This is a genomic window from Bradyrhizobium vignae, from assembly GCF_004114425.1.
Taxonomy (GTDB): Bacteria; Pseudomonadota; Alphaproteobacteria; order Rhizobiales; family Xanthobacteraceae; genus Bradyrhizobium; species Bradyrhizobium vignae.
Genome location: NZ_RDQF01000004.1, coordinates 189,259 through 213,211 on the forward strand (window position 1 = coordinate 189,259; position 23,953 = coordinate 213,211).

25 protein-coding genes are annotated in these 23,953 nt (G+C 65.0%); 9 read left to right on the forward strand and 16 right to left on the reverse strand.

Annotation, left to right across the window (positions count from 1 at the left end; all coding sequences use genetic code 11):
* Positions 1 to 130 precede the first annotated feature (130 nt).
* The 3 genes from EAV90_RS05155 to EAV90_RS05165 form a co-directional block, all read right to left on the reverse strand.
* Positions 131 to 2,041, reverse strand: a complete 1,911-nt coding sequence (locus EAV90_RS05155) for a propionyl-CoA synthetase (RefSeq protein WP_129142781.1) — start codon at positions 2,039 to 2,041, stop codon at positions 131 to 133.
* A gap of 412 nt (positions 2,042 to 2,453) precedes the next feature.
* A complete protein-coding gene (locus EAV90_RS05160; protein WP_129142782.1) occupies positions 2,454 to 3,836 on the reverse strand; it encodes a tetratricopeptide repeat protein in 1,383 nt (460 codons plus the stop codon).
* A 109-nt stretch (positions 3,837 to 3,945) separates the two neighbouring features.
* Positions 3,946 to 4,710, reverse strand: coding sequence for a tetratricopeptide repeat protein (locus tag EAV90_RS05165; protein ID WP_164936787.1), 765 nt, complete (start codon positions 4,708 to 4,710; stop codon positions 3,946 to 3,948).
* A gap of 81 nt (positions 4,711 to 4,791) precedes the next feature.
* Here EAV90_RS05165 and EAV90_RS05170 point away from each other — a divergent pair, with 81 nt between their 5' ends.
* Together EAV90_RS05170 and EAV90_RS05175 are read left to right on the forward strand one after the other, a co-directional pair.
* Positions 4,792 to 6,369: a cation:proton antiporter gene (locus tag EAV90_RS05170; RefSeq protein WP_129142784.1), complete on the forward strand. Its 1,578-nt coding sequence runs from the start codon at positions 4,792 to 4,794 to the stop codon at positions 6,367 to 6,369.
* A gap of 223 nt (positions 6,370 to 6,592) precedes the next feature.
* Positions 6,593 to 7,363, forward strand: coding sequence for a hypothetical protein (locus EAV90_RS05175; protein WP_129142785.1), 771 nt, complete (start codon positions 6,593 to 6,595; stop codon positions 7,361 to 7,363).
* Between the two features lie 170 nt (positions 7,364 to 7,533).
* Here EAV90_RS05175 and EAV90_RS05180 read toward each other — a convergent pair whose 3' ends face one another.
* The 5 genes from EAV90_RS05180 to EAV90_RS05200 form a co-directional block, all read right to left on the reverse strand.
* A complete protein-coding gene (locus EAV90_RS05180) occupies positions 7,534 to 8,340 on the reverse strand; it encodes an SDR family NAD(P)-dependent oxidoreductase (RefSeq protein ID WP_122405911.1) in 807 nt (268 codons plus the stop codon).
* A 61-nt stretch (positions 8,341 to 8,401) separates the two neighbouring features.
* The gene (locus EAV90_RS05185) at positions 8,402 to 8,815 is read right to left on the reverse strand and encodes a DUF1850 domain-containing protein (RefSeq protein WP_129142786.1); all 414 of its coding nucleotides are present in this window, start codon (positions 8,813 to 8,815) and stop codon (positions 8,402 to 8,404) included.
* The gene (locus EAV90_RS05190; RefSeq protein WP_164936789.1) at positions 8,776 to 10,887 is read right to left on the reverse strand and encodes a TRAP transporter permease; all 2,112 of its coding nucleotides are present in this window, start codon (positions 10,885 to 10,887) and stop codon (positions 8,776 to 8,778) included. Before EAV90_RS05190 ends, EAV90_RS05185 begins: the two co-directional genes overlap by 40 nt.
* Positions 10,888 to 11,077: 190 nt before the next feature.
* Positions 11,078 to 12,025 (reverse strand): TAXI family TRAP transporter solute-binding subunit, encoded by a 948-nt coding sequence (locus tag EAV90_RS05195; protein ID WP_129142787.1) that lies wholly within the window; start codon positions 12,023 to 12,025, stop codon positions 11,078 to 11,080.
* 180 nt (positions 12,026 to 12,205) lie between these two features.
* Positions 12,206 to 12,685 (reverse strand): hypothetical protein, encoded by a 480-nt coding sequence (locus EAV90_RS05200; protein WP_162500481.1) that lies wholly within the window; start codon positions 12,683 to 12,685, stop codon positions 12,206 to 12,208.
* Positions 12,686 to 12,877: 192 nt separating this feature from the next.
* Between EAV90_RS05200 and EAV90_RS05205 the strand changes: the two genes are divergently transcribed.
* Complete coding sequence (locus EAV90_RS05205) at positions 12,878 to 13,183, forward strand: hypothetical protein (RefSeq protein WP_129142788.1); 306 nt, start codon at positions 12,878 to 12,880, stop codon at positions 13,181 to 13,183.
* A 167-nt stretch (positions 13,184 to 13,350) separates the two neighbouring features.
* Here the strand turns inward: EAV90_RS05205 and EAV90_RS05210 are convergent, their stop codons facing one another.
* Positions 13,351 to 14,568, reverse strand: a complete 1,218-nt coding sequence (locus tag EAV90_RS05210) for a hypothetical protein (RefSeq protein ID WP_129142789.1) — start codon at positions 14,566 to 14,568, stop codon at positions 13,351 to 13,353.
* 56 nt (positions 14,569 to 14,624) lie between these two features.
* A complete protein-coding gene (locus tag EAV90_RS05215; protein WP_129142790.1) occupies positions 14,625 to 15,251 on the reverse strand; it encodes an NUDIX hydrolase in 627 nt (208 codons plus the stop codon).
* A 64-nt stretch (positions 15,252 to 15,315) separates the two neighbouring features.
* Here EAV90_RS05215 and EAV90_RS05220 point away from each other — a divergent pair, with 64 nt between their 5' ends.
* From EAV90_RS05220 to EAV90_RS05235, 4 genes are all read left to right on the forward strand, one after another.
* Positions 15,316 to 15,741, forward strand: a complete 426-nt coding sequence (locus tag EAV90_RS05220) for a PaaI family thioesterase (protein ID WP_122406958.1) — start codon at positions 15,316 to 15,318, stop codon at positions 15,739 to 15,741.
* 182 nt (positions 15,742 to 15,923) lie between these two features.
* Positions 15,924 to 16,946: an aldo/keto reductase gene (locus tag EAV90_RS05225; protein ID WP_129142791.1), complete on the forward strand. Its 1,023-nt coding sequence runs from the start codon at positions 15,924 to 15,926 to the stop codon at positions 16,944 to 16,946.
* Between the two features lie 15 nt (positions 16,947 to 16,961).
* Entirely contained in the window at positions 16,962 to 18,275 is a 1,314-nt protein-coding gene (locus tag EAV90_RS05230) for a tetratricopeptide repeat protein (RefSeq protein ID WP_129142792.1), read from the forward strand.
* A 202-nt stretch (positions 18,276 to 18,477) separates the two neighbouring features.
* Positions 18,478 to 19,056: a hypothetical protein gene (locus EAV90_RS05235; RefSeq protein ID WP_122406959.1), complete on the forward strand. Its 579-nt coding sequence runs from the start codon at positions 18,478 to 18,480 to the stop codon at positions 19,054 to 19,056.
* A 6-nt stretch (positions 19,057 to 19,062) separates the two neighbouring features.
* On the opposite strand, the gene EAV90_RS41405 is transcribed toward EAV90_RS05235, so the two are convergent.
* Complete coding sequence (locus tag EAV90_RS41405; RefSeq protein ID WP_430644715.1) at positions 19,063 to 19,320, reverse strand: oleate hydratase; 258 nt, start codon at positions 19,318 to 19,320, stop codon at positions 19,063 to 19,065.
* On the reverse strand, positions 19,286 to 19,384 hold the full coding sequence (locus EAV90_RS41615; protein WP_283810433.1) for an oleate hydratase: 99 nt from the start codon (positions 19,382 to 19,384) through the stop codon (positions 19,286 to 19,288). Before EAV90_RS41615 ends, EAV90_RS41405 begins: the two co-directional genes overlap by 35 nt.
* A 197-nt stretch (positions 19,385 to 19,581) precedes the next feature.
* Between EAV90_RS41615 and EAV90_RS05245 the strand changes: the two genes are divergently transcribed.
* Entirely contained in the window at positions 19,582 to 19,929 is a 348-nt protein-coding gene (locus tag EAV90_RS05245) for a DUF3088 domain-containing protein (RefSeq protein WP_122405919.1), read from the forward strand.
* A 337-nt stretch (positions 19,930 to 20,266) separates the two neighbouring features.
* Positions 20,267 to 20,578 carry a hypothetical protein gene (locus EAV90_RS05250; RefSeq protein ID WP_164936791.1) on the forward strand — a complete coding sequence of 104 codons (312 nt, stop codon included), beginning with the start codon at positions 20,267 to 20,269 and terminating at the stop codon, positions 20,576 to 20,578.
* A 36-nt stretch (positions 20,579 to 20,614) separates the two neighbouring features.
* On the opposite strand, the gene EAV90_RS05255 is transcribed toward EAV90_RS05250, so the two are convergent.
* From EAV90_RS05255 to EAV90_RS05270, 4 genes are all read right to left on the reverse strand, one after another.
* Positions 20,615 to 21,886 (reverse strand): flavin monoamine oxidase family protein, encoded by a 1,272-nt coding sequence (locus tag EAV90_RS05255; protein WP_129142793.1) that lies wholly within the window; start codon positions 21,884 to 21,886, stop codon positions 20,615 to 20,617.
* A 9-nt stretch (positions 21,887 to 21,895) separates the two neighbouring features.
* Entirely contained in the window at positions 21,896 to 22,603 is a 708-nt protein-coding gene (locus EAV90_RS05260; protein WP_129142794.1) for a RibD family protein, read from the reverse strand.
* Between the two features lie 19 nt (positions 22,604 to 22,622).
* Entirely contained in the window at positions 22,623 to 23,297 is a 675-nt protein-coding gene (locus EAV90_RS05265) for an FABP family protein (protein WP_122405921.1), read from the reverse strand.
* A 184-nt stretch (positions 23,298 to 23,481) separates the two neighbouring features.
* The gene (locus tag EAV90_RS05270) at positions 23,482 to 23,730 is read right to left on the reverse strand and encodes a hypothetical protein (protein WP_122405922.1); all 249 of its coding nucleotides are present in this window, start codon (positions 23,728 to 23,730) and stop codon (positions 23,482 to 23,484) included.
* Positions 23,731 to 23,953: the final 223 nt, after the last annotated feature.

Sequence of the window (23,953 nt, forward strand, 5' to 3'; positions counted from 1 at the left end):
CAGTCCGCCGCAGCGGTCATTGGCCCACACAACAGCCGCGGAGTACTGGATCACCCGCTTTCGCGGGTGATGACAGCTGAGGTTGGAGGGACGGCCTCGCGCCTCACGCGTATGATGACCGCGGACTTCCTCACACCCGTCCCTTCAACGCCTCCCCAATTTCGTCGAGCGCCTTGGGATCTTCGATCGTCGCCGGCATGGTCCAGGATTCGCCATCGGCGATCTTCTTGATGGTGCCACGCAGGATCTTTCCGGAGCGCGTCTTGGGCAGGCGGCCGACGGTGATGGCGAGCTTGAAGGCGGCGACCGGGCCGAGCTTGTCGCGCACCAGCGCGACGATCTCCTTCTCGATCTCGGCAGGCGGGCGCTTCACGCCGGCCTTGAGCACCAGGAAGCCGCAGGGCACCTCGCCCTTGATCGCGTCCTTGACGCCGAGCACGGCGCATTCGGCGACGTCGGGATGCGAGGCCAAGATCTCCTCCATGCCGCCGGTGGAGAGCCGATGGCCGGCGACGTTGATGATGTCGTCGGTGCGGCCCATGACGAAGACATAGCCGTCCTCGTCCTTGTAGCCGGCATCAGAGGTCTTGTAGTAGCCGGGGAATTCGCCGAGGTATGCCTCCTTGAAGCGCTCGTCCTGATTCCACAGCGTCGGCAGGCAGCCCGGCGGCATCGGCAGCTTGATGACGATCGAGCCCATGGTGTTGGGCCCCACTGGCTTTGCCGCTTCATCGACGACATCGACCTGGTAGCCCGGCATCGGCACCGTCGGCGAGCCGTGCTTCACCGGCAGCATGCCGAGTCCGACCGGATTGCCGGCGATGCACCAGCCGGTCTCGGTCTGCCACCAATGGTCAATCACCGGCACGTTGAGCTGCTGCTCCGCCCATTCCACCGTCGGCGGATCGGCACGCTCGCCGGCGAGGAACAGCGTGCGGAATTTGGAGAGATCGTACCGCCGGATGAACGTTCCTTCGGGATCCTCTTTCCGGATCGCGCGGAACGCGGTCGGCGCGGTGAAGAAGGCCACCGCCTTGTGCTCGGAGATCACGCGCCAGAATGCGCCGGCATCGGGCGTGCCGACCGGCTTGCCCTCGTACATGATCGAGGTCGCGCCATGCAGCAGCGGCCCGTACACGATGTAGCTGTGGCCGACCACCCAGCCGATGTCGGAGCCGCACCACCAGACCTCACCCGGCTTGACGCCATAGAGGTTGAACATCGACCATTCCACCGCGACGAGATGACCGCCATTGTCGCGCACGACGCCCTTTGGCACGCCGGTCGTGCCGGAGGTATAGAGGATGTAGAGCGGATCGGTGGCCGCAACAGGCACGCAAGGTGCCTTCTTGCCGTCGTTCATCGCCTTGCGGCGCAGGCTTGCCCAGTCGTAGTCGCGGCTTGGCGTCATCTCACAGGTGAGCTGCGGACGCTGCAGCACGATGCAGGCTTTCGGCTTGCTGCCGGCAAGCCTGATCGCCTCGTCGAGCAGCGGCTTGTACTGCACGATGCGGCCGGGTTCGATGCCGCAGCTCGCGGAAAGGATGAGCTTCGGCTGCGCATCGTCGATCCGTGTGGCGAGTTCTTTCGCGGCAAAGCCGCCGAACACCACGGAGTGCACCGCGCCGAGCCGCGCGCAGGCGAGCATCGCGACTACCGCCTCCGGCACCATCGGCATGTAGAGAATGACGCGATCGCCCTTGCCGACACCGAATTCCTGCATGATGGCGGCGAGCGCCTGGACCTCGTTCAGCAGTTCGGCATAAGTGAGTTTGGTGACCGAATTGGTCAAGGGCGAATCGTGGATCAGCGCGACCTGGTCGGCGCGGCCGCGTTCGACGTGGCGGTCGAGCGCGTTGTAACAGGTGTTGACGATACCGCCGGCAAACCAGCGGCCATAGGGTCCTTGCGAGGGATCGAAGATCTTCTTCGGCGGCTCGATCCAGTCGATCTCCTTGGCCGCCTCGCCCCAAAAGCCTTCGGGATCGGCCAGCGAGCGCGCATGGACCTCATGATAACGGCTCTTCCCCTGGACGTTCATTTCGCGCTCCCGTTCCCTTTATGGCCTGGCCCCGACCCTTGTGGCAGGACTGGCGTCCCGCCATGACCAGGATCAATTGCTGGCCTTGTTTGATGGCTATTTTCCCGGGAACGGGCCGCGGTTCAAGCTGAAAAGGACGTGTCTTCCTCTCCCAGTTCTTACGGGAGGTTGTCGCAGATGCCTTCTTGGTGGCGGCCTGAGCAAGCGCCTCGTCCTTCGAGACGACCGCTTGCAGCGGTCTCCTCAGGATGAGGCTAAGCAACGTTAGTGCCGGCTGAAATTGCTGCCGCGCACTCCGCCCTCATCCTGAGGGCCCGCCATCGGCGGGCGTCTCGAAGGATGGGCTGCGGGCGGCTATCCGCCACGCTTCTTCATTGGCTATGCGATGATCTTACGAGAGGAAAGACCCCGCCTATCCCTCCATCGCATTCAGCCGCTGCAAGCGATCCTGCATGACCTTCTTCAGGTCATAGCCGGGGCGACGGAAGCTCGCATCGCGCGTGGCGAGGAAATCGCGCTGGGACTTGCGCAGGCCATCCGCCGAGCGCTTGCTCGCGGATTTCAGCACACGCTCGTAAGCCTCGGCGATCTGGCTGTCGAGCACGCCGAGCTGCGGATCGGCGCAGATCACCTTCTCGACCTCGCGCTTGGCGGAGGCGCAGTCGAACGACGGGTCGCTGGCGGCGGCGTTCAGCACACGGGGCGGCTCGCCGCCAAATTTTGCGATCTCGGCGATCATCGCGCGACGGCCGCTGTGCGCGTTCTCATTGGCGGGATCGAGCCGCAACGCCGCCTCGTAATCGGCCAGCGCCTTCTTGCGCTCGCCCATCTTCTTGTAGAGCACGGCGCGGTTGTTGTAGGTCTTGGCAAAATTCGGATCGAGCTTCAGCGCGTCGTTGTAGTCCGACAGTGCAGCACCGAGTTCGCCCTTGAACTGGTAGGAGTCACCGCGGTTGGTCAGGAAGTTCACCCGCTGCTCGAGACGGATCGCCTGATCGTAATCGGCGATCGCCTTGTCATACTCCTTCATCGCGGCATAGGTGAGACCGCGGTTGTCGAAATACTCCGGCACCTTCGGATCGAGCCGGATCGCCTCGGTGTCGTCTGCGATCGCCTTGTCGAGCTCGCCGAGCTTCTTATAGGCGGCGCCGCGGTTGGTGTAGCTGCGCGCCCGGTTCGGATCGAGCCGCAGCGCCTCGCTGAGGTCGGCGACGGCCTTGTCATAGTCGCCGCGCAGATAGAAGGTCGCGCCGCGGTCGGACCAGGCCTGGGCGAAATCCGACCTCAGCTTGATGGCCTGGTCGTAATCTGAAATGGCGCGGTCGAAGCGATGCTGGTTGGTGTAGACCACGCCGCGCAGCTCGTAAGCTTCCGCATCCTGTGGATCGAGCTCGATCGCCTTGGTCAGATCTGCCGCGGCCCGGTTGAGGTCGCCGCCGGCTTCGCGCAGGAGGTTGCCGCGCACGCGCCAGGCCTTTGCGTTCTTGCCATCGAGCGCGATGGCGCGGTCCAGATCGCGTAGCGCCTGCGACTGGCCTCCGGAAGTTCGCGCATTGGCTTCGGCACGAGCGACGAGCGCCATGGCGCGTTCGGACACCGGATTGGCCGTCTGGTCGATGATGACGCTGCACGCAGAGATCAGCTCCGCGGGAGCAGCCTTGCTCCCCGGCACGCAATCTGTGCCGGCGGCAGCCGGACCGATGAGGGTCAGGCCCATAGCCGCGCCAAGGAAGAAGGCGCGAAGCGAGGTTTTGGCAAACGAGGACATTTGCGCGGAACGGGGCATGCCGCACATGGCTTTGGACTCCGTGACAGGGACTTTCCCCGTTGTCGCCGCCATCCAGCAACGGGTTCAAACGGCGCGCTCTCCCTCCCGCCGCGGTCCGGAAGGGCAGAGAGCGGCATCAATATCCGTCCACGCCGTTGATCTGTTGCAAGCGCTCCTGCATCGCCTTTTTCAGATCGTACCCCGGCCGCCCGAATTCGGCGTTGCGGCGGGCGACGAAGGCGTCCTGCTCGCGCTGGATCTTGCGTGCCTCCGTCGGGCTCCGGGCCTCGCGGAGGGCGCGCAGATGGGACCCATAGATTTCGCGGTCGAGATCGGCGAGCTCGCGATTGCCGCAGATCGTCTTCTCAACGGCGAGGGTCGCGCGGGCGCAGTTGAAGCTGGGCTTGCCGGCGACCGCCATCTGCGCGCCGATCCGCTCGAGCTCGCGCGCCATCGCCTTGTGATTGGCCCTGGCCTTCTCGTGGTTCGGATCGATCTTGAGCGCGGCACCGAAATCCTGCACCGCCTTCGGCTTGTCGCCCTTTTTCAGCCAGAGCTCGCCGCGGGCGTTGAAGATGTCCGCGAGCGTGGGATCGAGCAAAAGGGCGCGGGTGTCGTCGGCGATCGCGCGATCGATCTGGTCGTGCCGTGCCAGCAGCGCACCTCGCGCGATCAGCGCCTTGACCAGGTCCGCCTTCGTCGTCTTCTCGTTGTCGATCACGGCCGCGCAGGCGTAAGTCGCCTTGTCGACGTCGTCGGCCGCGCTGGCCGCGAGGCATGGCGCGATATCGACCTGCGTGATGGCCGCCGGCTCGCCGCCGGTCGCAGCATGAGCCGCGCCGGTCGGAAGCGCCGAGAGCACCGCGACAGCTGACCATGGGATGAGTTTTTGAAAACGCATGCTGTTGCAGTCGGAAGGTCTTGCTTCACTCTTGCGTTGGGGCCGCATTTTCCATCATACGGCCGGATCTGGTGTTAGCTTGTGGCGCCGCTCAAATCGATCTCGGGGACTGTCGTGTCGACATTCGAATGGATCATCGCGCTTCTGCTCGGCGCCGTTGGCTTATCGGCGCTGGCGCGGCGGATCAAGGTCCCCTATCCGACCTTCCTCGCCATCGGCGGCGCGCTGGTCGCCTTCGTGCCATCGAGCCCGTCCTGGGTGCTGGAGCCGGACCTCGCCTTGGCGCTTTTTGTCGCACCGGTCCTGCTCGATGCCGCCTTCGACACCTCGCTGCGCGATCTGCGCAACAACTGGGTTCCGGTCTCGACCCTGGTCGTCGCCGCGGTCGGCCTGACCACGGCCGGCGTGGCCTATGCCGCGCACCGGCTGATGCCTGACATGCCCTGGGCCGCCGCGGTCGCGCTCGGCGCCATCGTCGCGCCGCCGGACGCCGCGGCGGCGGTCGCGATCCTGAGCCAGGTGAAGCTGCCCCACCGCATGGTCAAGGTGCTGGAAGGCGAGAGCCTGCTCAACGACGCGACCGCGCTCCTGATCTATCGCATCGCGGTCGGCGCAGTTGCCACTCAGCACCTGACGTGGAGCCAGGTCGCTCCGACCATGGCGCTGGCGCTGGTCGGCAGCGTCATCGCCGGCCTGCTCGCGGGCCGAATCATTCCGCTGTTCATGGAACGGGTGACGGAGGCGCCGAGCGCCATCATCGTGCAGTTCGCCACCACCTTCCTGGTCTGGATCACCGCCGAGCATCTCGGCCTCTCCGGCATCCTCACCATCGTGGTCTATGCCATCACCGTCGCACGCACGGCGCCCGCGCGCATCCCGGCGCGGCTGCGGGTGCCCTCCTATGCGGTCTGGGAGACGATGGTATTCGTGCTCAACGTGCTCGCCTTCATGTTGATCGGCATGCAGATGCGGCCGATCTGGACGCGGCTCGACGCGGACGTGCGTTGGGAATATTGCGTGGCCGCCGCCTGGATCCTGCTCACGGTCATGCTGGTGCGCCTCGGCTGGGTGACGTTCTACCGCATGACCTTGCGTGTGCTGGTGGCGCAGGGGATCTATCATCCGAAGGACCCCGAGGCCGTCGCCTCGCCCAAGGGCGGCCTCATCATCTCCTGGTGCGGCATGCGCGGCCTCGTCACGCTCGCCACTGCCTTTGCCCTCCCTGAGAATTTTCCCTATCGCGACTTCGTCGTCTTCATTGCCTTTGCGGTGGTGCTTGGTTCGCTGGTGATCCAGGGCCTGACGCTGCGGCCGCTGATCCTCGCCTTCGACCTCAAGGACGATGATCCCGTCGGCATCGAGGTCGCCCGCGGGCGCGCCGTCGCCTATCGCGCCGCGCTCGATGCCATCGAGAGCGATCCGTCGGAGGAGGCGGAGATCCTGCGGCTCGAATATCGCGCCATCCTGATGCAGACCGAGACCGATCCGAACGGAGGCATTGCCAACGGCGAATTGCCCGCCGATCCCTTGCGCCGCCGCGCCATCGAAGCGGCGCGCAAGGCGATCTTCGATCTGCGCGCCACCGAGGTGATCGGCGACGATGCGTTTCATCGGCTCGAGGAGGAGCTCGATCGCGCAGAATTGAGCGCGGGGGGTTAAACCTCCGCTGTCGTCCCGGACAAGCGCGCCCAAAGCGCGCGCCGATTCGGGACCCATAGCCACGAAATTCTGTTTGGCGAAGACCCGGAGTTGCCAGCGAGCGATACAACTCCCTCTTGTGGCTATGGTCCCGGATCGGCGGCGCTTACGCTTGTCCGGGACGACACTGGAGGGTGGACGGGGAGGCGTTGAACCAAATCCCGCTTCCCCGGACTCACTCCTGATGACAACCCTGATCGACGACCGTCGTGTACGCGCGCGTGATGCGTCGCCTGCACGATATTTTTATCTCCACATGGCACTCGCCTGCGCGGCGACGGCTTTCCTCGGCTTCGCGCCGACCTATTGGGTGCCGCTGGCTCACCGGACATTCTCTGCAAGCCCGGTGATCCACTTTCACGGGCTCTTGTTCTTCACCTGGACGCTTTATTTCGTGCTCCAGACCTGGCTCGCGGCTTCCGGCCGCGTGGTCAACCACCGCTCGCTCGGCATTGCCGGCGTCTCGATCGCGACCGCGATGGTCATTTTTGGCTTCTTCGCATCCGTGACTTCGATGAAGAACGCCGCTGCCGTTGGCCAGGCCGATGCAGGCATTGCCTTCTCGATCGTGCCGCTCAGCGGCATCGCGCTCTTCGCGGTGGTGTTCGTGCTTGGGATCATGAATACGCGCAGGCCCGAGATCCACAAGCGCCTGATGCTGCTCGCCGCGGTCTCGATCCTCGACGCTGCGATTGCGCGATGGTTCCTGACCTTCCTCGCACCTCCCGGACCGCCCGGCCCGCCGCCGGTACCCGTGACGATTGCGCCGGCTGTGGTCGCCGCCCTTCTGCTCGGCGTCGCCATGGTGCGCGACTGGCGCACCGAGGGCCGCGTGCATCCGGTCTACATCTACGGCACACTCGCGCTTTTGGCGGTGAAGGTGCTGAACTGGCCGGTCAGCGAGACGGCAGCGTGGCACGCATTTGCCGGCGGGATTCTGGCGCTGGCGCAGTAACTCTGTAGCGGCAACACCAATGTGATCCCGTCACCCCTGGGGTGGCCGCTTCTTCAGCGGCCCTCGAAGAGCGACGGCCCGGCTGCACCGGGGCCGCTCATCCTTCGAGGCTCCCCGCGCGATGCTCTGCATCGCGCGCCTCGCACCTCAGGATGACGGAGCTAGTTGGGTTACGCCCCCGCCTTGCACGTGATCCCGCCATCGACCACGAGCTCGATGCCCGTCACATATTTCGACTCGTCCGAGGCCAGGAACAGCGCGGCGTTGGCGACGTCGAAGGCATCGCCCATGTGGCCCATCGGCACTTGCGCATCGCGTGCGCGCCACATCGCTTCGACGTCGCCCTTGGCGTAACTATTGGCGAGACCTGCGGAGTGCTCGACCATCGGCGTTTTCATCAGGCCGGGCAGGATCGCGTTGACGCGGACATGATGGCGCGCGAACTCGATCGCCGTGGTGCGCGTCATCTGGTTCATCGCCGCCTTCGAGGTGCCGTAGGTGACGTAGGAGATGCCCATGTGGCGGATCGAGGCGATCGAGGAGATGTTGATGATCGAGCCGCCGCCCTGCTTCACCATCACGGGGATGACGTGCTTCATGGCCAGATAGGCGCTCTTGAGATTGACGCTGAAGACGCGGTCCCAGCTCTCCTCGCTTACCTCGACCACGCTGCCCATTTCGGCGATGCCGACATTGTTGTCGAGCACGTCGATGCGGCCATAGGCCTTCAGGCACGCCGCCACCATCGCCTCGATCTCACTGGCGCGCGAGACGTCGGCCGTGAACGCCATCGCCTTGCCGCCTTCTCCGGTGATGATCTTCGCGGTCTCCTCGGCCGCTGCACCATTGCGATCGACGCAAAACACCTGCGCGCCCTCGCGCGCGAAGGTCACTGCGGTCGCCTTGCCGTTGCCCCAACCGGGCCCGATCGAGCCGGCGCCCACCACCATCGCAACCTTGCCCTTGAGCCGATCCATCCTGTGTCTCCCGTGTTGTTCTTGTAGCCCGGATATCGTTGCGCTCATCCGGGCTGCGGTTCTACGGATCCTTGCAAACTCTCATCGTCGTGACGTTAGCACCGATCGGATGCCCGACAATCTCCGACAGTGTCCGGCACTTCCCGTCATGGCACAGCCGCCACTCTCCCGCCGCGCCCGAATTGCCCAGCACGACCTCCGGCATCCGCGGTCGCTGCGGCCGCCATTGAAACCAGCCGTCGACCAGCCTCGCCTCAGGCGGCGGCTCCATGCCGGGGCCGGTGCCCTTGACGCGCGCCTGCACCAGCTCGAGGCCGGCGGGCGTGACGCGCCAGTCTTCCTGCCAGTCGACCTTCGCGATCGAATGCGTCCATACGAGCGTGAACGCGGACAGCACCAGCGCCTTCACACCGACCGCCGTTGCGAAGCAGAGGCTCACACCGCCTCGACCGCTGCCGGCGGACGCTGCCGCCATTGCCACAGCACGAGCGCCGCAGCGAGCACGAAGCCCGCGGTGTCGCTGAACGGGAATTCGCCGAGCAGGCAGAACGCGGCGCCGAGCGCGACGAGGCGTTCGACAATCGTCAGCCGCGTGAACAGGAAGCCGATCGCGACCATGCCGAACAGCCCGATCGCCACCAGCGCCTTGACGGTCGCGAGCGCCACCGCCCCGTAGAAGCCGAGCTTTGCCGCCATGGGATCGCCGGCCTGGAGCATCAGGGCCGGCGAATAGACGAAGATGAAAGGGATGACGTAGCCGGCGAGCGCGATGCGCATCGCCTCCCAGCCGATCTTGTCCGGATTCTCCTTCGCGATCGGCGCCGCTGCCAGCGCGGCGAGCGCGACCGGCGGCGAGAGGTCGGCCATGATGCCGTAATAGAACGCGAACATGTGGCTCGCGATCAAGGGCACGCCGAGCTTCGCCAGCGCGGGCGCCGCGAGCGCGGCGGTGATGATGTAAGTCGGGATGGTCGGGATGCCGGTGCCGAGCAGGATCGACAGCAGCATGGTCATGACCAGCGCCAGGAACAGGCTCTTCTCGCCGAGCCCGATCACCCAGCTGCCGAAGATGGTGCCGACGCCGGTCTGCGACATCATGCCGATGATGACGCCGACGATGGCGCAGGCCATGCCGACGGTGATGGCCGACTTGGCGCTTTCGGCCAGCGCATCGCGGCACTCACGCAAGGCCTTGAAGCCGCCACGGATGAAGGCGGTGATCACGATTAGGCCAACGACGACGCTCGCCACCGGCACGATCTGGAGGCCGTCACGCGACAGCGCGGCAACGACCAGCGCAAGGCCGATCCAGAAAATATATCGGATCACCATCGACGAGGCGCCCGTCGTGATGGCGGTGCCGAGGATCAACGTCACGGTCAACGCGAGGCCCATGCTGCCGGCATAGAGCGGCGTAAAGCCTTCGAACAGCATGTAGACCAGCGCTGCGAGCGGCAGCACGAGATACCAGCGCGTCACCAGCGCCTTCCAGGCGCTCGGGATCTCCGAGCGCTTCATGCCGACGAGCCCGTGCTTGCCGGCTTCGAGATGCACCATCCAGAACGCAGAGGCGAAATAGAGGATCGCAGGGATAGCGGCCGCTTTCACGATCTCCGAATATTGCACGCCGAGCGTCTCAGCCATGATGAAGGCGACCGCGCCCATCACTGGCGGCATGATCTGCCCGCCCATCGAGGCCGTCGCCTCGACGCCGGCCGCGAAGGCGCGGCGGTAGCCGAAGTTGATCATCAGGGGGATGGTGAACTGGCCGACGGTGACGACATTGGCGACGCCCGAGCCGGAGATGGTGCCCATCATGCCCGAGGCAAACACCGCGACCTTGGCGGGTCCGCCGCGGGTGCGGCCGAACAGGCCGAGCGAGACGTCGGTGAACAGCTGGATCATACCGGCGCGCTCCAGGAACGAGCCGAACAGGATGAACAGGAAGATGTAGGTCGCCGAAACGTAGATCGGCACGCCGTAAAAACCTTCGGTGCCGAACGACAGATGCGTGACGATCTGGTCGAAATCATAGCCGCGATGGTTGAGCGGCGACGGCAGATACTGGCCGAAGAACCAATACAGCAGACAGGCGCCGCACATCAGCGGCAGCGCCGCGCCCATCAGCCGCCGCGTACCCTCGAAGATCAGCACGGCAAGCAGCGTGCCGACCACGAGATCGAGCCGGGTCGGATCGCCGTCGCGGGCGATCAGATCGGCGTAGAAGATCCACTGATAGAGCCCGCAGAGGAAGCCGGCGCCCCCGATCACCCAGCCGAGCGCGCGGCCAAAATGACTCTTCGCGGTGAAGTTGGCGATCAGGCCGAAGGTGAGCAGGATCAGGAAGCCGACATGGACGCCGCGCACCACCTGGCTCGGCAGATAGTTGAAGGCGGCGACATAGAGCTGGAAGCTCGCGAATGCGATGCCGATCCAGTAGGCGAGCTGGCCCCACCAGCCCGGGCCAAAGCCTTCGGGGAAGCCATGCTCGAAATTGTCGAACTCGACCTTGATGGGGGCCTCGTTGGCCTCTGCCTTTTCCAGCATTTCAAATCGTCCTCAGCCTGTCCGTGCCTGATAGCATTGGCACGGGCTCCAAAAACGTCATGCCCGGGAGAGTCCCGGGCATTCGCGATTTTCCTCTCCGTCATTCCCGGGCGGCCCATCAAAGGCGAACCCGGAAATCTCGAGATTCGGGGTTCGATGGTGCGCATCGCCCCGGAATGACTGACGAGAGTTACTCGATCAGCCCCTTTTCCTTGTAATAGCGGATCGCGCCGGGGTGCAGCGGAACCGGGCTACCGGTGGCGGCGGTCTCGAGCTTGATCTCCTTGCCGGCGGCGTGCGCGTTGGCGAGCTCCGGCAGCGACTCGTAAACCAGCTTGGTCATCTGATAGGCGAGATCGTCCGATACGGCGGAGCTCGTAACGAGATAATTGATTACGGCCGCAGTCGGGACGTCCTTGTCCTGGCCGGTATAGGTGTTGGCCGGAATGATCGCCGAGACGAAGGGCGGGCCGATCTTGTCGACGGTCTCCTTCGGCACCGAGACCACCGTGATCGGGCTCGAGGTCGACAGGTCCTTCAGCGAGGCGACGCCGAGCCCGGCCGATTGCAGTGTGGCGTTGAGCTGCCGGTTCTTCATGAGGTCGACGGATTCGGCGAACGGCAGATATTCGACCTTGCCGAGATCCTTGTAGCTCATGCCGGCGGCAGCGAGGATCGCGCGCGAGTTCAGCTCGGTGCCCGACTTCGGCGCGCCGATCGACAGGCTCTTACCCTTGAGGTCGGCGAGCGTCTTGATGCCGCTGTCGGCAGTCGCGACGATCTGGATGTAGTTAGGATAGATCGCGCCGATCACGCGCAGCTTGTCGAGCTTGGTCTTGAAGCCCGCCTCTTCCTCGCCGTCCCAGGCCGCTTTCAGCGAGTCGCCGAGCGTGAACGCCAGCTCGCCGCGGCCCTGCTGCAGCAGGATCAGGTTCTCGACCGACGCCTTGGTGGCCTGCACCTGCGTCTTCACGTTCGGAATCTTGTCGCCGTAGATCTTTCCGATCGCGACCCCCAGCGGATAGTAGACGCCCGAAGTGCCGCCGGTCAGCACGGTGATGAAGGATTGCGCCTGCGCGCAAGGTGCCGATGCCGCCAGAGCAAGAGCCGCGGCCACGCCGAAAATCGTTCGTTTCATGGTTGTTGTACTCCCCAAACCGGCGGCGAAATTGGCCGGATGAGGGGTGCGGGTCAACCCATCCAAAAGACAAAACAGGACTGCGGCAAGTGGCCGCTTTGGTTCGATTTTCGGGAACCAGCGGGTGCGGCGAGGTGGCGCAGTCAGGCGGTGGAGCGCGCCTCGCCCAGCTGGCAAGTGCTACTGGAACGTCATATCCAGGCACTTGGAGATGTCGGAGCCGAGACCGGAGGAGATGATGATGCAGCCGCGCACCTTCTGTGCGGTGACGTCGACGGCCCAGACCGAATAGCCGCCGGGGCCGAAGAACGAGTTGGTGTTCGGCGGCTCGGTCTCGGTGGCATCGAAGTCGTAGTGGCCGTCGGTCTCGAAGATGCGCGGCTTCTTGGTGCAGCCGCCGTCGGCCTGGACGTTGATGACCTCCTTGTTGTCGCGGGTCAGCGCCAGGGAGACCTGGCAGCGGAAATATTCCGAGGTCTTGGTGTTGAAGAGATAGGTGTAGGACTTGCAGGTCGCCGTGTTCAGCTTGCCCGGCGCAAGGCCGCGGCTGCACGAAATTCGCTGGTTGTGGCTGAGCTGGTAATCATCGGCCCGGGCTGCCGGCGCCAGCGCCGTCAGGGACACTAAAGCAGCCCAGCAAAGCTTGATCACATGGCGCATCCGAATCATCCCCACCAACAATTTTGTCGAGTTGCGTTCTAGACGGAAAGCGGAACATAGTCGCGAGGGGACGAAGGGAAAATCACAAGCTGCTGGGCAAGACGTGATGCGCTGTGGCGCTTTCGCAAATTGACCCGGACACATCGTTCGTGGTTTGTTCAAGCCTGGAATGTCCCGACCGTGGAGGATGGGATGACGGCATTTTCAATCAAGACATTTGCAATCGTAGCCGCGCTCGGCGCATTCGCAGGGCCCGCATTGGCGCAAACGGGAGCGACGCCTTGGGAGCTCAAGCCCGATATAGGCTACGCCTACGACAAGGACGGCAAGACCTATTCCTACAAGATGGGCACCAGCAACGCCGGCGAGCTGCTGAAGGGCGCCAAGAAAGTGCCCAAGGGCACGCTGTTCTTCATCGGCCACAACGGCCAGCTCTACATGCGCACCGGACCGTATCTGGAGGGTGACGGCAAGTTCAAGTTCGGGCCGGATCAGTAGGGCTTGAGGCGGCGGGGCGACACAGCCGCCACACTCTCGGCGTCATCACCCGCGAAAGCGGGTGATCCGGTATTCCAGAGGCCGTTGTGCTTGAAGCGAGAGGCCGCGGCGTACTGGATGACCCGGTCAAGCCGGAGCATGACGGCGAGATGGGGTAGGACGGAGAGCTAAAACGCGCCCGCCAGCTCCCTTGCGCCGGCTTTGCTACTGTTCGAGTCCATCCGCTCATCCGTCACCGCGAGCAGCTTCGCCACCGTGTTGTGGCGGATCGCGACGGGGTTGCGCTCATAGCCGCCGCGCTGGAAGAAGTTCGAGGTCGGCACCTGCTCGCGCATCGCCTGCGGCATCGTCACCATGTCGAGGCCGGTGCCGTCGCCGGTGAGGTTCATCATCTCGAGCTCGGCCGCGGTGAGCGGACGGCTGTAGCCCTTGGCGCGGGCGAACAGCACCGAGGTCAGCAGCTTGTGGGTCTGCAGCATCGGTCCGATGTCGATGTCGAGCACCATCGCATGCATGGCCCAGCCCTGCGCAGTGTTGCCGATCTTCTCGTGCTCCGACCAGGTGTCGGGCACCGACTTCGCATGCCCCACCATCTTCTTGAGCACGGCGAGCTTGTGCTCGAGCGCCTGGCGCGCAGGTCCTGACGTTCGCGCCACCTTCTCCGAGAGCGCACGAATGAATTCATGCCCCTGCTCAGCAAGCAGCTCGACGCTGTTGGTGGTCAACAGCTGGTTGTAGCCTATTGCCGTCGAGATCGCGCGCTTGCCGCCATGCTCGATGCCCGCCTGCACGTCGTAACCGCCGGTGCCGCCGGTCTCGAACGAATAGACCCGCACCGCCTGCTCGCGCGTCAGCCCCGAGGCGAGCGCGTAGCGCGCATAGGCGCGCTTGAACTCGAGCTCGCTGGACGGGCGTTGCGGCGTGAACTGGTAGAGCTCCTGCGCCGCGCGCAGCAAATCGGCGACCACCGGAATGGGCTTCCGGGGCGGGCGTTCAGGCGCCTCCTCCGGCTCCGGGTTCACCGGACGCTTCGGCCCGGTATAGATCGGCGGATGCTCCAGCACGTAATCGTCGAGCGTGATCTGCTGTCCGCTGCGCCGCTTGGCATTGCGGGTCTTTCGCTTCTCCGAGATCTGGCTCCAATAGGCGCCGGCCTCGGCATCGAAGGCGGCGCGCGCGGCCTGATATTCGGCGAGCTTGCGGCGATATTCGAGCACCGCCGGCGAGGCCCCACCTTGCGCGAAAAACTGCGACAGCAGCTGGGCGTTGGCATTGCGAACGGCCGGCGGCAGCGTGTCGGCCTCGCCACCGCGCGCGGCCGGTGCGAGCAGCACGAACGCGAATGGAACCAGCGTCAGGACGCGTCGAATCGATATGTGATGCATGCTGCCCTCTTAGCAGGCATCCGGTAACCGTCACGTTAACGCGCCGTTTACCATCGTCACTTCCAGGCAAATATCGGCTGTTCCAGGTCGATGACGCGGGTGTGCCGGCCCGCCAGCACCTCGCGGAACTGGTAGATCAGCGCTGCCGTCGGGGCATGGATCAGGCTCATCTGGTGATGGAAGCGGATCACGCGGCGGCTGCTTTCGGGAATCGCGACGAAATCGAAAGCGTCCTCGCGTTCGATCGTGGCGAGCGCGATGCGATGAACCGACGCGACCTCGTCTGGGTTCGGTCTGATCGCGGCGCTATCGGCCGCCCAGACCACGACCGGCGTGATCAGATAGCCGGAACGCGTCGGGTAATCGTCCAGCGCACCGAGCACGTCCGCATCCGTGAGCCGAAGACCAAGCTCCTCGTCGAGTTCGCGCAACGCCGCTTCGACCGGGGTCTCGCCTGGATCGCAGCGGCCGCCGGGCAGCGCCCATTGACCGCGATGGGCGCGCAGATGCGATGCCCGCAGCGTGAGCAGCAGCGCAGTGTCGTCGCCCTCGCCCGCGGTCAGCGCGACCGCCACCGCGGCGCGCTTCAGCGTCGCCGGCGCGTCATCCCCCCGCAGGCGCGTGAAGGCTGCGCAGGCATCCGCGATATTCCGTCGTGTGGCATCGTCGAACGATCTCATGATGCTTGACTACACCACGTCCGCCCCCGATGAAATGAGCTCGCAAGGCCAAGGAACGGACGACGACATGACCAACAAGGCCGCCGCAAGGCTGAAATCCGACGGCTGGAGCATCCTGGAGACCACGGGCTTCCTGCACCTGATCGGCCCGTTGTGGGAGCGCAGGGTCGACGGTCATTACGAGTTCGCACTCGCCACCGAAGACAAGCACCACAACCGCCGCGGCATGGTCCAGGGTGGCGTGATGATGACCTTCGCCGACCGCACCTGCGGCATGACCGCCCGCTATGTCTCCGGCAAGGAGTACATGGCGACGGTGCAGCTCGACACGCACTTCGTGGAAGCCGGCCAGATCGGCGACATCCTGATCTCTCGCCCGCGCGTGGTCCGCTCGACCCGCAGCCTGATCTTCATGAGCACCGAAGTGACGGTGGATAACCGCTGCATCGTGATGGCGAATGGCGTGTTCAAGATCTTGAAGGGGCCGGGGTAGCTGTTCGGTCAGGTTGCCACCGCCGCAACCACACACTCGTCGTCGTCCCCAACCTCGTCATTGCGAGCGCGGCGAGGCAATCCAGAATCCCTCCGCGGACACATTTCTGGATTGCCTCGCTGCGCTCGCAATGGCGACTGTAGCTGGCTATGCTGCCCTCCACCAATATCAAGGACCCGCCCATGCAATACCGCCAGCTCGGCCGCAGCGGCCTGAAAGTTTCGCCGATTTGTCTCGGCACCATGATGTTCGGCGGACCGACCGATGAAGCCACGTCACAACGCATCATCGACAAGGCGCACGCCGCCGGGATCAATTTCATCGACACCGCCGACGCCTATTCGAAAGGTGCATCCGAGGAAGTCGTCGGCCATGCCATCGCGAGCAAACGCCACGCCTGGATACTCGCGACGAAGCTCGCCAATCCCATGAACAACGAATTGGGCGATGATCCCAATCGCGGCGGGCTGTCGCGGCGCTGGGTGCTGCAGGCGGCTGACGAGAGCTTGAAGCGGCTCGGCACCGATCACATCGACATCTACTATCTGCACAAGGAAGATCATGCGACGCCGCTGGAGGAGACGGTCCGCGCGATGGGCGACCTGATCCGCGCCGGCAAGGTGCGCTATTTCGGCGTCTCGAACTACCGTGCCTGGCGCGTTGCCGAGATCTGCAACATCTGCGATCGGCTCGGCATCGACCGGCCTGCGGTGAGCCAGCCTTACTATAACGCCATGAACCGCATGCCCGAGGTCGAGCACTTCCCGGCCTGTTCCTATTACGGCCTCGGTATCGTGCCCTATAGTCCCTTGGCGCGCGGCGTGCTCACCGGCAAGTACAGGCCCGATGCAGCTCCCGACAAGGAGACGCGCGCGGGCCGCAACGACACCCGCATGATGCAAACGGAATGGCGGCCGGAATCGCTTCACCTCGCGCAGGAGATCAAGACGCACGCGGAGACGAAGGGCATCACCGCCGGCCAGTTCGCAGTCGCCTGGGTGCTCAACTCCGCCTTCGTCTCGTCGGTGATCGCAGGTCCCCGCACCGAGGAGCAATGGGACGGCTACATCAGCGCACTCGATTATCGTTTCACCGCGGAGGATGAGGCGCTGATCGACCGGCTGGTGACGCCAGGCCATCCGTCGACGCCCGGCTATAACGACCCGGCCTATCCGATCGAGGGCCGCCGCGCGCGGACGGCGTGAGAACGGGAGACCACGATGGCGCTTGAAGACCGCTACGGCTTTCCGCTCTCCACCACCTCGCATGAGGCAGCAAGCGCCTATCGCGAGGGCGTCGATCTCATGCTTTCGGGGTGGACCGGCACGGCGGAGACGCTGGAGTGCGCGATCACGGCGGACCCGGACTTCGCGCTGGCCCATATCGCCCGCGGCCGCGTGCATGCTTTCTACCAGCAGGGCGATCTCGCGCGGCAGAAGGCGGCGCTCGCGCGCGAGCTCGTCGCCAAGCGCGGCGCCGAGCGCGAGCGCTCGCATGTCGAGACGCTGGCGCTCGCGATCGAGGGCCGGCTGCCGGAGGCGATCGCATCGACGCTGAAGCACGTCGACGCATGGCCCCGCGACGCCGTGGTGCTGTCGCTGCCGCTCGGCGCGTTCGGCCTGTTCGCCTTCTCCGGCATGGCCGACCACGATCGGGCCCGGCACGAGCTCTGCGAGCGCGTCGCGCAGCATTACGGCGAGGACTGGTGGTTCCTCACCATGTCCGGTTGGGCGATGACGGAGAATGGCGACGTCGCGCGCGGCCGCGCCGTCACCGAGCGCGGCTTCAATCTGCGCCGGGCCAACGCCCACGCTGCACATGCGGTCCTGCACGCGATGTTCGAGGATGGATCGATCGACGCGGCCGATCGTCTCGTCGACGACTGGATTCCGACTTACGACCGCGGCGGAATCCTGCACGGCCATATCCGCTGGCATCAGGCGCTCGGCGCGCTCGAACATGGCGACGCCGCACGGGCGCTTGCGATCTATGCCGACGTGCTTCAGCCCACCGCGACGCGGGCGCCGCCACTCAACGTCATCACCGACAGCGCCTCCCTGCTCTGGCGCCTGTCGGCTTACGGTCATACCGTGCCGCAGGCGCTGTGGCGCGAGGCCGACGCCGCGGCGCAAAAGCTGTTTCCGAAGTCGAGCCTGTCCTTTGCCGACGTCCACATGGCGCTGTTCGCGGCCGCCACGCAGAACCGCGAGGCGCTGGCCGCGCGCCTTGCGGTGATCGAGCAGCGGCTCGCTGACGGTAAGCTGCCGGCCGGCCCCGTGGTGCCGGCGATCTTCCGGGCGCTCGCGGCTTTCGTCGATGAGGATTACGGGACTTGCGTGCAGATGCTCGCGCCGCTCCTCGGCGAGGTCGTGCGCATCGGCGGCAGCCATGCCCAACGCGAGCTGATCGAGGATACCTTTATCGTCGCGCTCATGCGCAGCGGTGAGCTGCCCCGCGCCCGTGCCGTGCTGGACGCCCGTCTGCACCGCCGGCCGTCCCTGCGCGATAAGCGCTGGCAGGCGGCGATAGGCTAGCTCCGCCACGAAAAAAACACCGCTCTGATGGCAGGTGCCTCTTGGGACGGATTGGGCGATTTGGACGAATCGCTGTCGGGGTGACACGGTGGTATTCCAGACGGGACTTGCAGAACAAACGAGATCGCAACCAATTTGCGATACGATCGTTATGGTGCGGAACCTTTCCGCCGCCACGGCCCTCTGGCACACGAGCCCGACGATGCGCCTCTGCCGACCGGTCCTCGCCGCTTTGACCGTGGCTCTGGCAAGTCCTTGTTTTGCCGAGACTTCCAAACCCATTCCGCTCGACAATCCGCAGTTGCAGCAGAACGCCTTCATCGATCTGCTGGCGCTGATGTCCGGCCACTGCAAGACGTTGAGGGTCGCAGGCCGCACCTTCCCGTGCAAGACAGTGGCCTATGCCCACGGCGACAAGGGCCGGGTCAATTTCGCGGTCGCGGTCGACGATCCCAGCGACGACAGCCACGTCGTGTCGTTCTCGGGCGAGAACGGCAAGCGCGCCGACGACAATTCTTACGAGCTGCCGATCGACCGCATGCTGCTCAACTCCAAGGACCGCCCGAGGGTCGACGGCCTGCCGGTGCCGGCCGAGCAGACCTCCACCGGCATCTGCCGCCAGACCGGCAATTTCGCCGCCAGGAAGGTGCACGACGTCACCTGCTCGGCGACCGACAGCGATGGCCGGACCTACGAGCTCCTATTCGTCTCCGACGGCACGCCGGTCAGCGTGCGCCGCATTCGCCAGTCGGCACCGTCGATCCAGGACCCGTTCAAGTAGCTCAGATCACGGCGAGTGACCGTGCCCTGGAGTGCGCAGGGTTCTCCACGTTGAACGCGACCATCTCCTCGCGCTGAGGCCGGGATGTTCGAGCGAGGGAATGCTCGAGAGCAGATCCCAGGTGCATTCGTAATGGTCGGTGGTGAGCATGCGCCCGCCGCGGAGCGAGTAGGCGCCGTTCGCGAGCTGCGTGCCATTCGAAGCTGCCGCCGACCAGCGGCTGCGCCTCCTAGATCGCGATGTCGTGCCCCGACAGCTGCGCATCGCGAACGAGGAACGCCGCGCCCGCGAGCGATCCAATGCCACCGCCGATGAAATACGGCTTCATGACCTGCCTCGACGTCCCGTTCGAATGTCGCGGCGACATTGCATCGCGCGGCGCGCGGTCAAAGTTGCGCTTGATCAAGGGCAGGCTGCCTGTAGATCACTTGAGTTGAGCCGATTGACTGATTGGCCTCGCCATGGCGTCCTTTCACGACGTCAGTGATTCCCCGGTGACATCGCGGCCAAGCTTCGGAACGACCCATGACGCGCGACCGCCTGTTTCTGCTGCAGCCCGGTTTCGAGGATCCGGCTTTTCCCGGCCAAAGCTTCTATTGCTGGCACTGCGCGCTGATCGAGGGCGTGCTGGCCTCGTTTCCACAGCTCGCCGAAAAGCTCGATGTCGAACGAATCCCCTGGCCACGGCCTCGGCAAGCCGTGATTGCGCTGGTCGGCGAGGAGAACCAATCGCTGCCCCTGCTCGTGCTCGCGACTGGGGCGACGTCGCCGCACCAGACCGGCAGCCACCAGGGCCGCGCCTTCATCGCCGACAAGGACGCAATCCTCGCCGCGCTCTCCGAGCGCCACGGCTTTCCCGATCCGCATCCGTGAGAGTGTGCGCGAAAATTTGCGTGCTCACTCCCGTGTCGCGGACGCGCTGCAGCGTTCCTTGCGCTGCTGCGCAGAGCCGGGACCCACGCAGCCGACACACCAGGAACATGGGCCCCGGCTCAGCATCGCATCATCTAGGAGACGCTGCGCTGCGTTCGGGGCACAAGTCCGCAGCCGACGCATCGTCATGCGAAGATAGAACGCGCGGCATTCGAACATTCACAGACGTTAACGCGTGTTGATCGGACCTCACATCTGCGTCGTTTCGACGCCCGCACTGGCGGGAACACGCTGGATGCTCATCTGTTGTCACACGACATTCAACTGGAGTGATGACATGAAATATCTCATTGTCGCGATGGCCGTCGGCGCTGCGGCGCTTACTGGCGGATCGGCGGCGAACGCAGCCGGTGGCACGAGCGCCAGGCAGACCGCGCAGGAAAGCCAGTCCACCGACATCAGCGCACAGCGCAGGCACCATCGCTGGCATGGTCACCACCATCATTGGCGTCCTCATCACGGCTATTACCGGCCCTATTACAGAAGCTACGGCTATTACCCGCGCCACGGCTATTACGGCGGCGGCCCCTATGGGTACTACGGCGGCGGTCCCGGCGTGACGTTCAGCTTCGGCGGCGGACGCTGGTAAGACGCAAGCGGCCCGCAGAGATGCGGGCCTCTTTTGCTATCCCTGCAAGATCATCCCCGCCGTCTCCAGGCCACTCGCGAGCGCCGCCTCGACCGTGCCCATGTCGCGGCCGCGATAGAGTGCTTCGCCGGAAAACAGCACCCGCCCGCCTGCACGCGAGAGGATCGCTTGTGCCTCGCGCGTCCGCGGCGTCGCCCACGAATAGGCGCCGCGCGCGAAGCGATCATGCGCCCAGTTGGCCGCAGCTCCGGCCACCAGCTGGCGCGCGATGTCATCGCGCGGCAGGCTGAAGACGGCGGCGAGCGAGCCAAGCCCGGCCTCGATCAGGCCTTGCGGATCGAGGCTTTCCAGCTCCATCGTGCGCGGACCGCCGAACCAGCCCGTAAGCACGGCATGCTGGCTCGGATATTGCGTCCACCACACCGGGATCGCCTGGTCCGACAGCAGGAAGGTCATGTCCGCAAGGTCTTCCTTGCGCTCGCGCCACCATGGCCGTGCGAAGCGCAGTACGATCTTGATGACATTGCCAAAGCCGATGTCGTCGGCAGCAGCAAGCTTCGCGCGCGCCCCCGCCGGCAGCGCGATCTCGCGCAGCAGCGGCAGCGGCACGGTGAGGATCACGCGATCGCAGGCATGCACATCGCCGCCGGCGCATCGAACGGCTACCGCGCCGCCCTCCTCCGCAATGGCCGATACGACGCAACCGAGACGGATAGTCACGCCGTGCCTGCGGCAGTCGGCGGCCAGCACGTCGATCATCGCGCCGTATCCACCATCGATGCGCGCCTGGGGAGCGTGTCCGCCATCCATCCATTCCGCGCGCAGCGCTAGCGTTGACGCGCGCTCAGGATCGGCCGCGTCATACCCCTCGACCATCCGTTCGATCGAATGGCGCATCGACGCGTACTCGTCCCCGGAAAAATGCCGGCGCAGGAAGTCGGCGACCGTGAGGTCGTCCTTCAAGTCCCCTAGCACGGCCTGAAGCTCCGCTTCGTGAGGATCGAGGCGATCCTCGCGCGAAAGCTTCGTCCCGTCAAAGCTCCACTGTTCGCCTTCGATCTCCTGAAGCGACAGCGCGGCCTCGCGCAGGAGTGCGCGCGTGACCGGCGCCTCGCCATGAACGAACTCGGCGCCGCCATCGGCGGGATAGCCGAACTCGGAGACCGGTAGCGGATGAATGCGACCGCCACAGCGCTGGCGCGCTTCCAGGATCGTCACCTTGCGGCCGGCACGCGCCAGCTCGCGCGCCGCCATCAGGCCGGCCGCGCCCGCGCCGACGATCACGATGTGCTCGGATGTATCGGACATGGCCGCGCCTTACCGGCTCGCGGCTTGAGGATCGTTCTCGATCAGATATCGCAGCAGCAGGACGCCGCCGCCGAGCTCGCGCGTGCTCTCCAGCGTCATCGCCGTGATCGGCGCGCGCCGCTCGCTGTCCGCCTCGGTCGAATCGAACACGAAGGGGGCGCCTTTCGCGCCGTCGATCGCGGGGCTGAGGATCAGATTGAATTCGTCGATGAGGCCGGCGCGCAGGAACGCGCCGTTGGCGACGCCGCCGCCCTCGACCAGCAGACGCTTCACGCCGAGTTCATGGCTGAGAATGTCCAGCGTCAGGGCCAGGTCGATCTCGGATTTACCGGCAAAGATGTAGGACACGCCCTCGCCGCGGAGGCCAGCGAGATGCGAATCCGGAACGTTCTCGGTCAGCACGACGACGATCGGATCGCCGCCGATGTCCGCACGCCCCCAGCCGATCTTGCCTTGGGCATCGAGCACGACCCCATAGATTTTCGCATCGCGCTGCGCAAACCAGTTCTCGCGTGGAAATTTCGCGTTCGTCGCGGGATAAGGCTTGCCCTTGGCGAACTCCGACCCGGTGACGCGGCCGATCACCCAGGCATCGCCGCCGAGCTCGTCGTGGATTTTTTCGAACCAATCCGTGCCTGCGCCCTTCGGACGCCAGCGGCTGGGATGTGTGCGGCCGTCGAGGCTCGAGTGCATCAGACAGATGACATACGGCTTCATGCAATCCTCCGAGTAGCGCTCAGGCCGCCGATCCATCGCCGCCTGCATTCTCCTTGGCGCGCGCGTTCACGATCAACGCCAGCGGATTGAGCTTTGGCGGCGCGACGAGCTGGAGCGTGTTGGTGTCGCGATGATTGAACGGCGCGCCGCGCACGAACAACTCGGTCTGGATCAGATAGGTCCAGCTGCCATCGTCGTTGAAGGTGATGTCGCAGCGGTAAGCATCGGTGCGGAAGGCCTGTTCCAGAAAATCGGTCGAGCAGATCCCGTAAGCGGTGTCGCCGCGCTTGGCCGTGACCGAGATTGTCCTGTCATCGGGCCCGGCCTTGCCCGAGGCCAGCAGCACCTGTCCGCGCGGGATCGCCAGCGTCTGCATGACCAGACCGGTCGCCGGCTCCCACAGCCAGTAGCCGACCTGGTCGTGGAACGTGATGTCTTCCTCGGGTGTGTTGATGTGGATGTGATAGCGCAGCCCGTACAACAGCTGCGGCCCGTTGGCCTGCGGATCGATCGGATCCATTCGGATGCGCTCGATGAACGTCCGCCGCTCGGGCCCTTCCGCCTTCGGATTGATGTCGATGCCCTTGTCGGCCTGCCAGGTGCCGGCAAGACGGCGGAGCGGGCCGAGATTGGCAAGTCCGTCGGGCGAGACGTCCTCGGGCTCGGTGAAGATATCGGCGGGAATGGGGAGCATAGAGGCCTCGCGGGGTTGTCGGGGCCACCAATATCACAGGCAGGCGCGGCGTGAATTCAACTCATGCCGCCGACAGGCATTCGAGCCATGCGATGATGCTCGTTGCATTCGGCCCCGTCCTCGAAGCGACAGCCTGCAGGCTGCCGCCGTTGCTGACGTTGCCGGTGTAAGCCGCAAGCCACTCTCAAGCCGCCTCCGACGTTGATCTCGCACGCTGCTCGAGCATGCCGATCGTCGCGACCAGATTATCGCGTCGGGCGCGAAGGTTGAGCGCAAGAAGCGGGTAAGTCGGCTGGTGCACGTCGAACACCCCGGCGCGAGCTTCTTCCTCGAGAATATCGGTGTTAATCAGTCGAACGCGCCACCACAAATCCGCGATCAACGCGTCGAGCCGGAGTTCATCAGCAGCACCAGAACGGGACACTTCCTGCATCGCTTGCCTCAACCTGAAACGGCCTCTTCGCCGAGGCCTGGCTTGGGCCCTGCTTGAGCAAGCACAGTGCCAGGAAATGTCGGGCCGCGATCTGGCTTGGGAATTAGCTCCGCGCGGCGCTGCTTCGGCTCTCGTCGGAGGCCGAACGTGTCAGTGGGCCGACCAAGCCTTATCGTCTAAGGCATTCATAATCCGAGGCAATTTATACGAAGGAAGATCACCT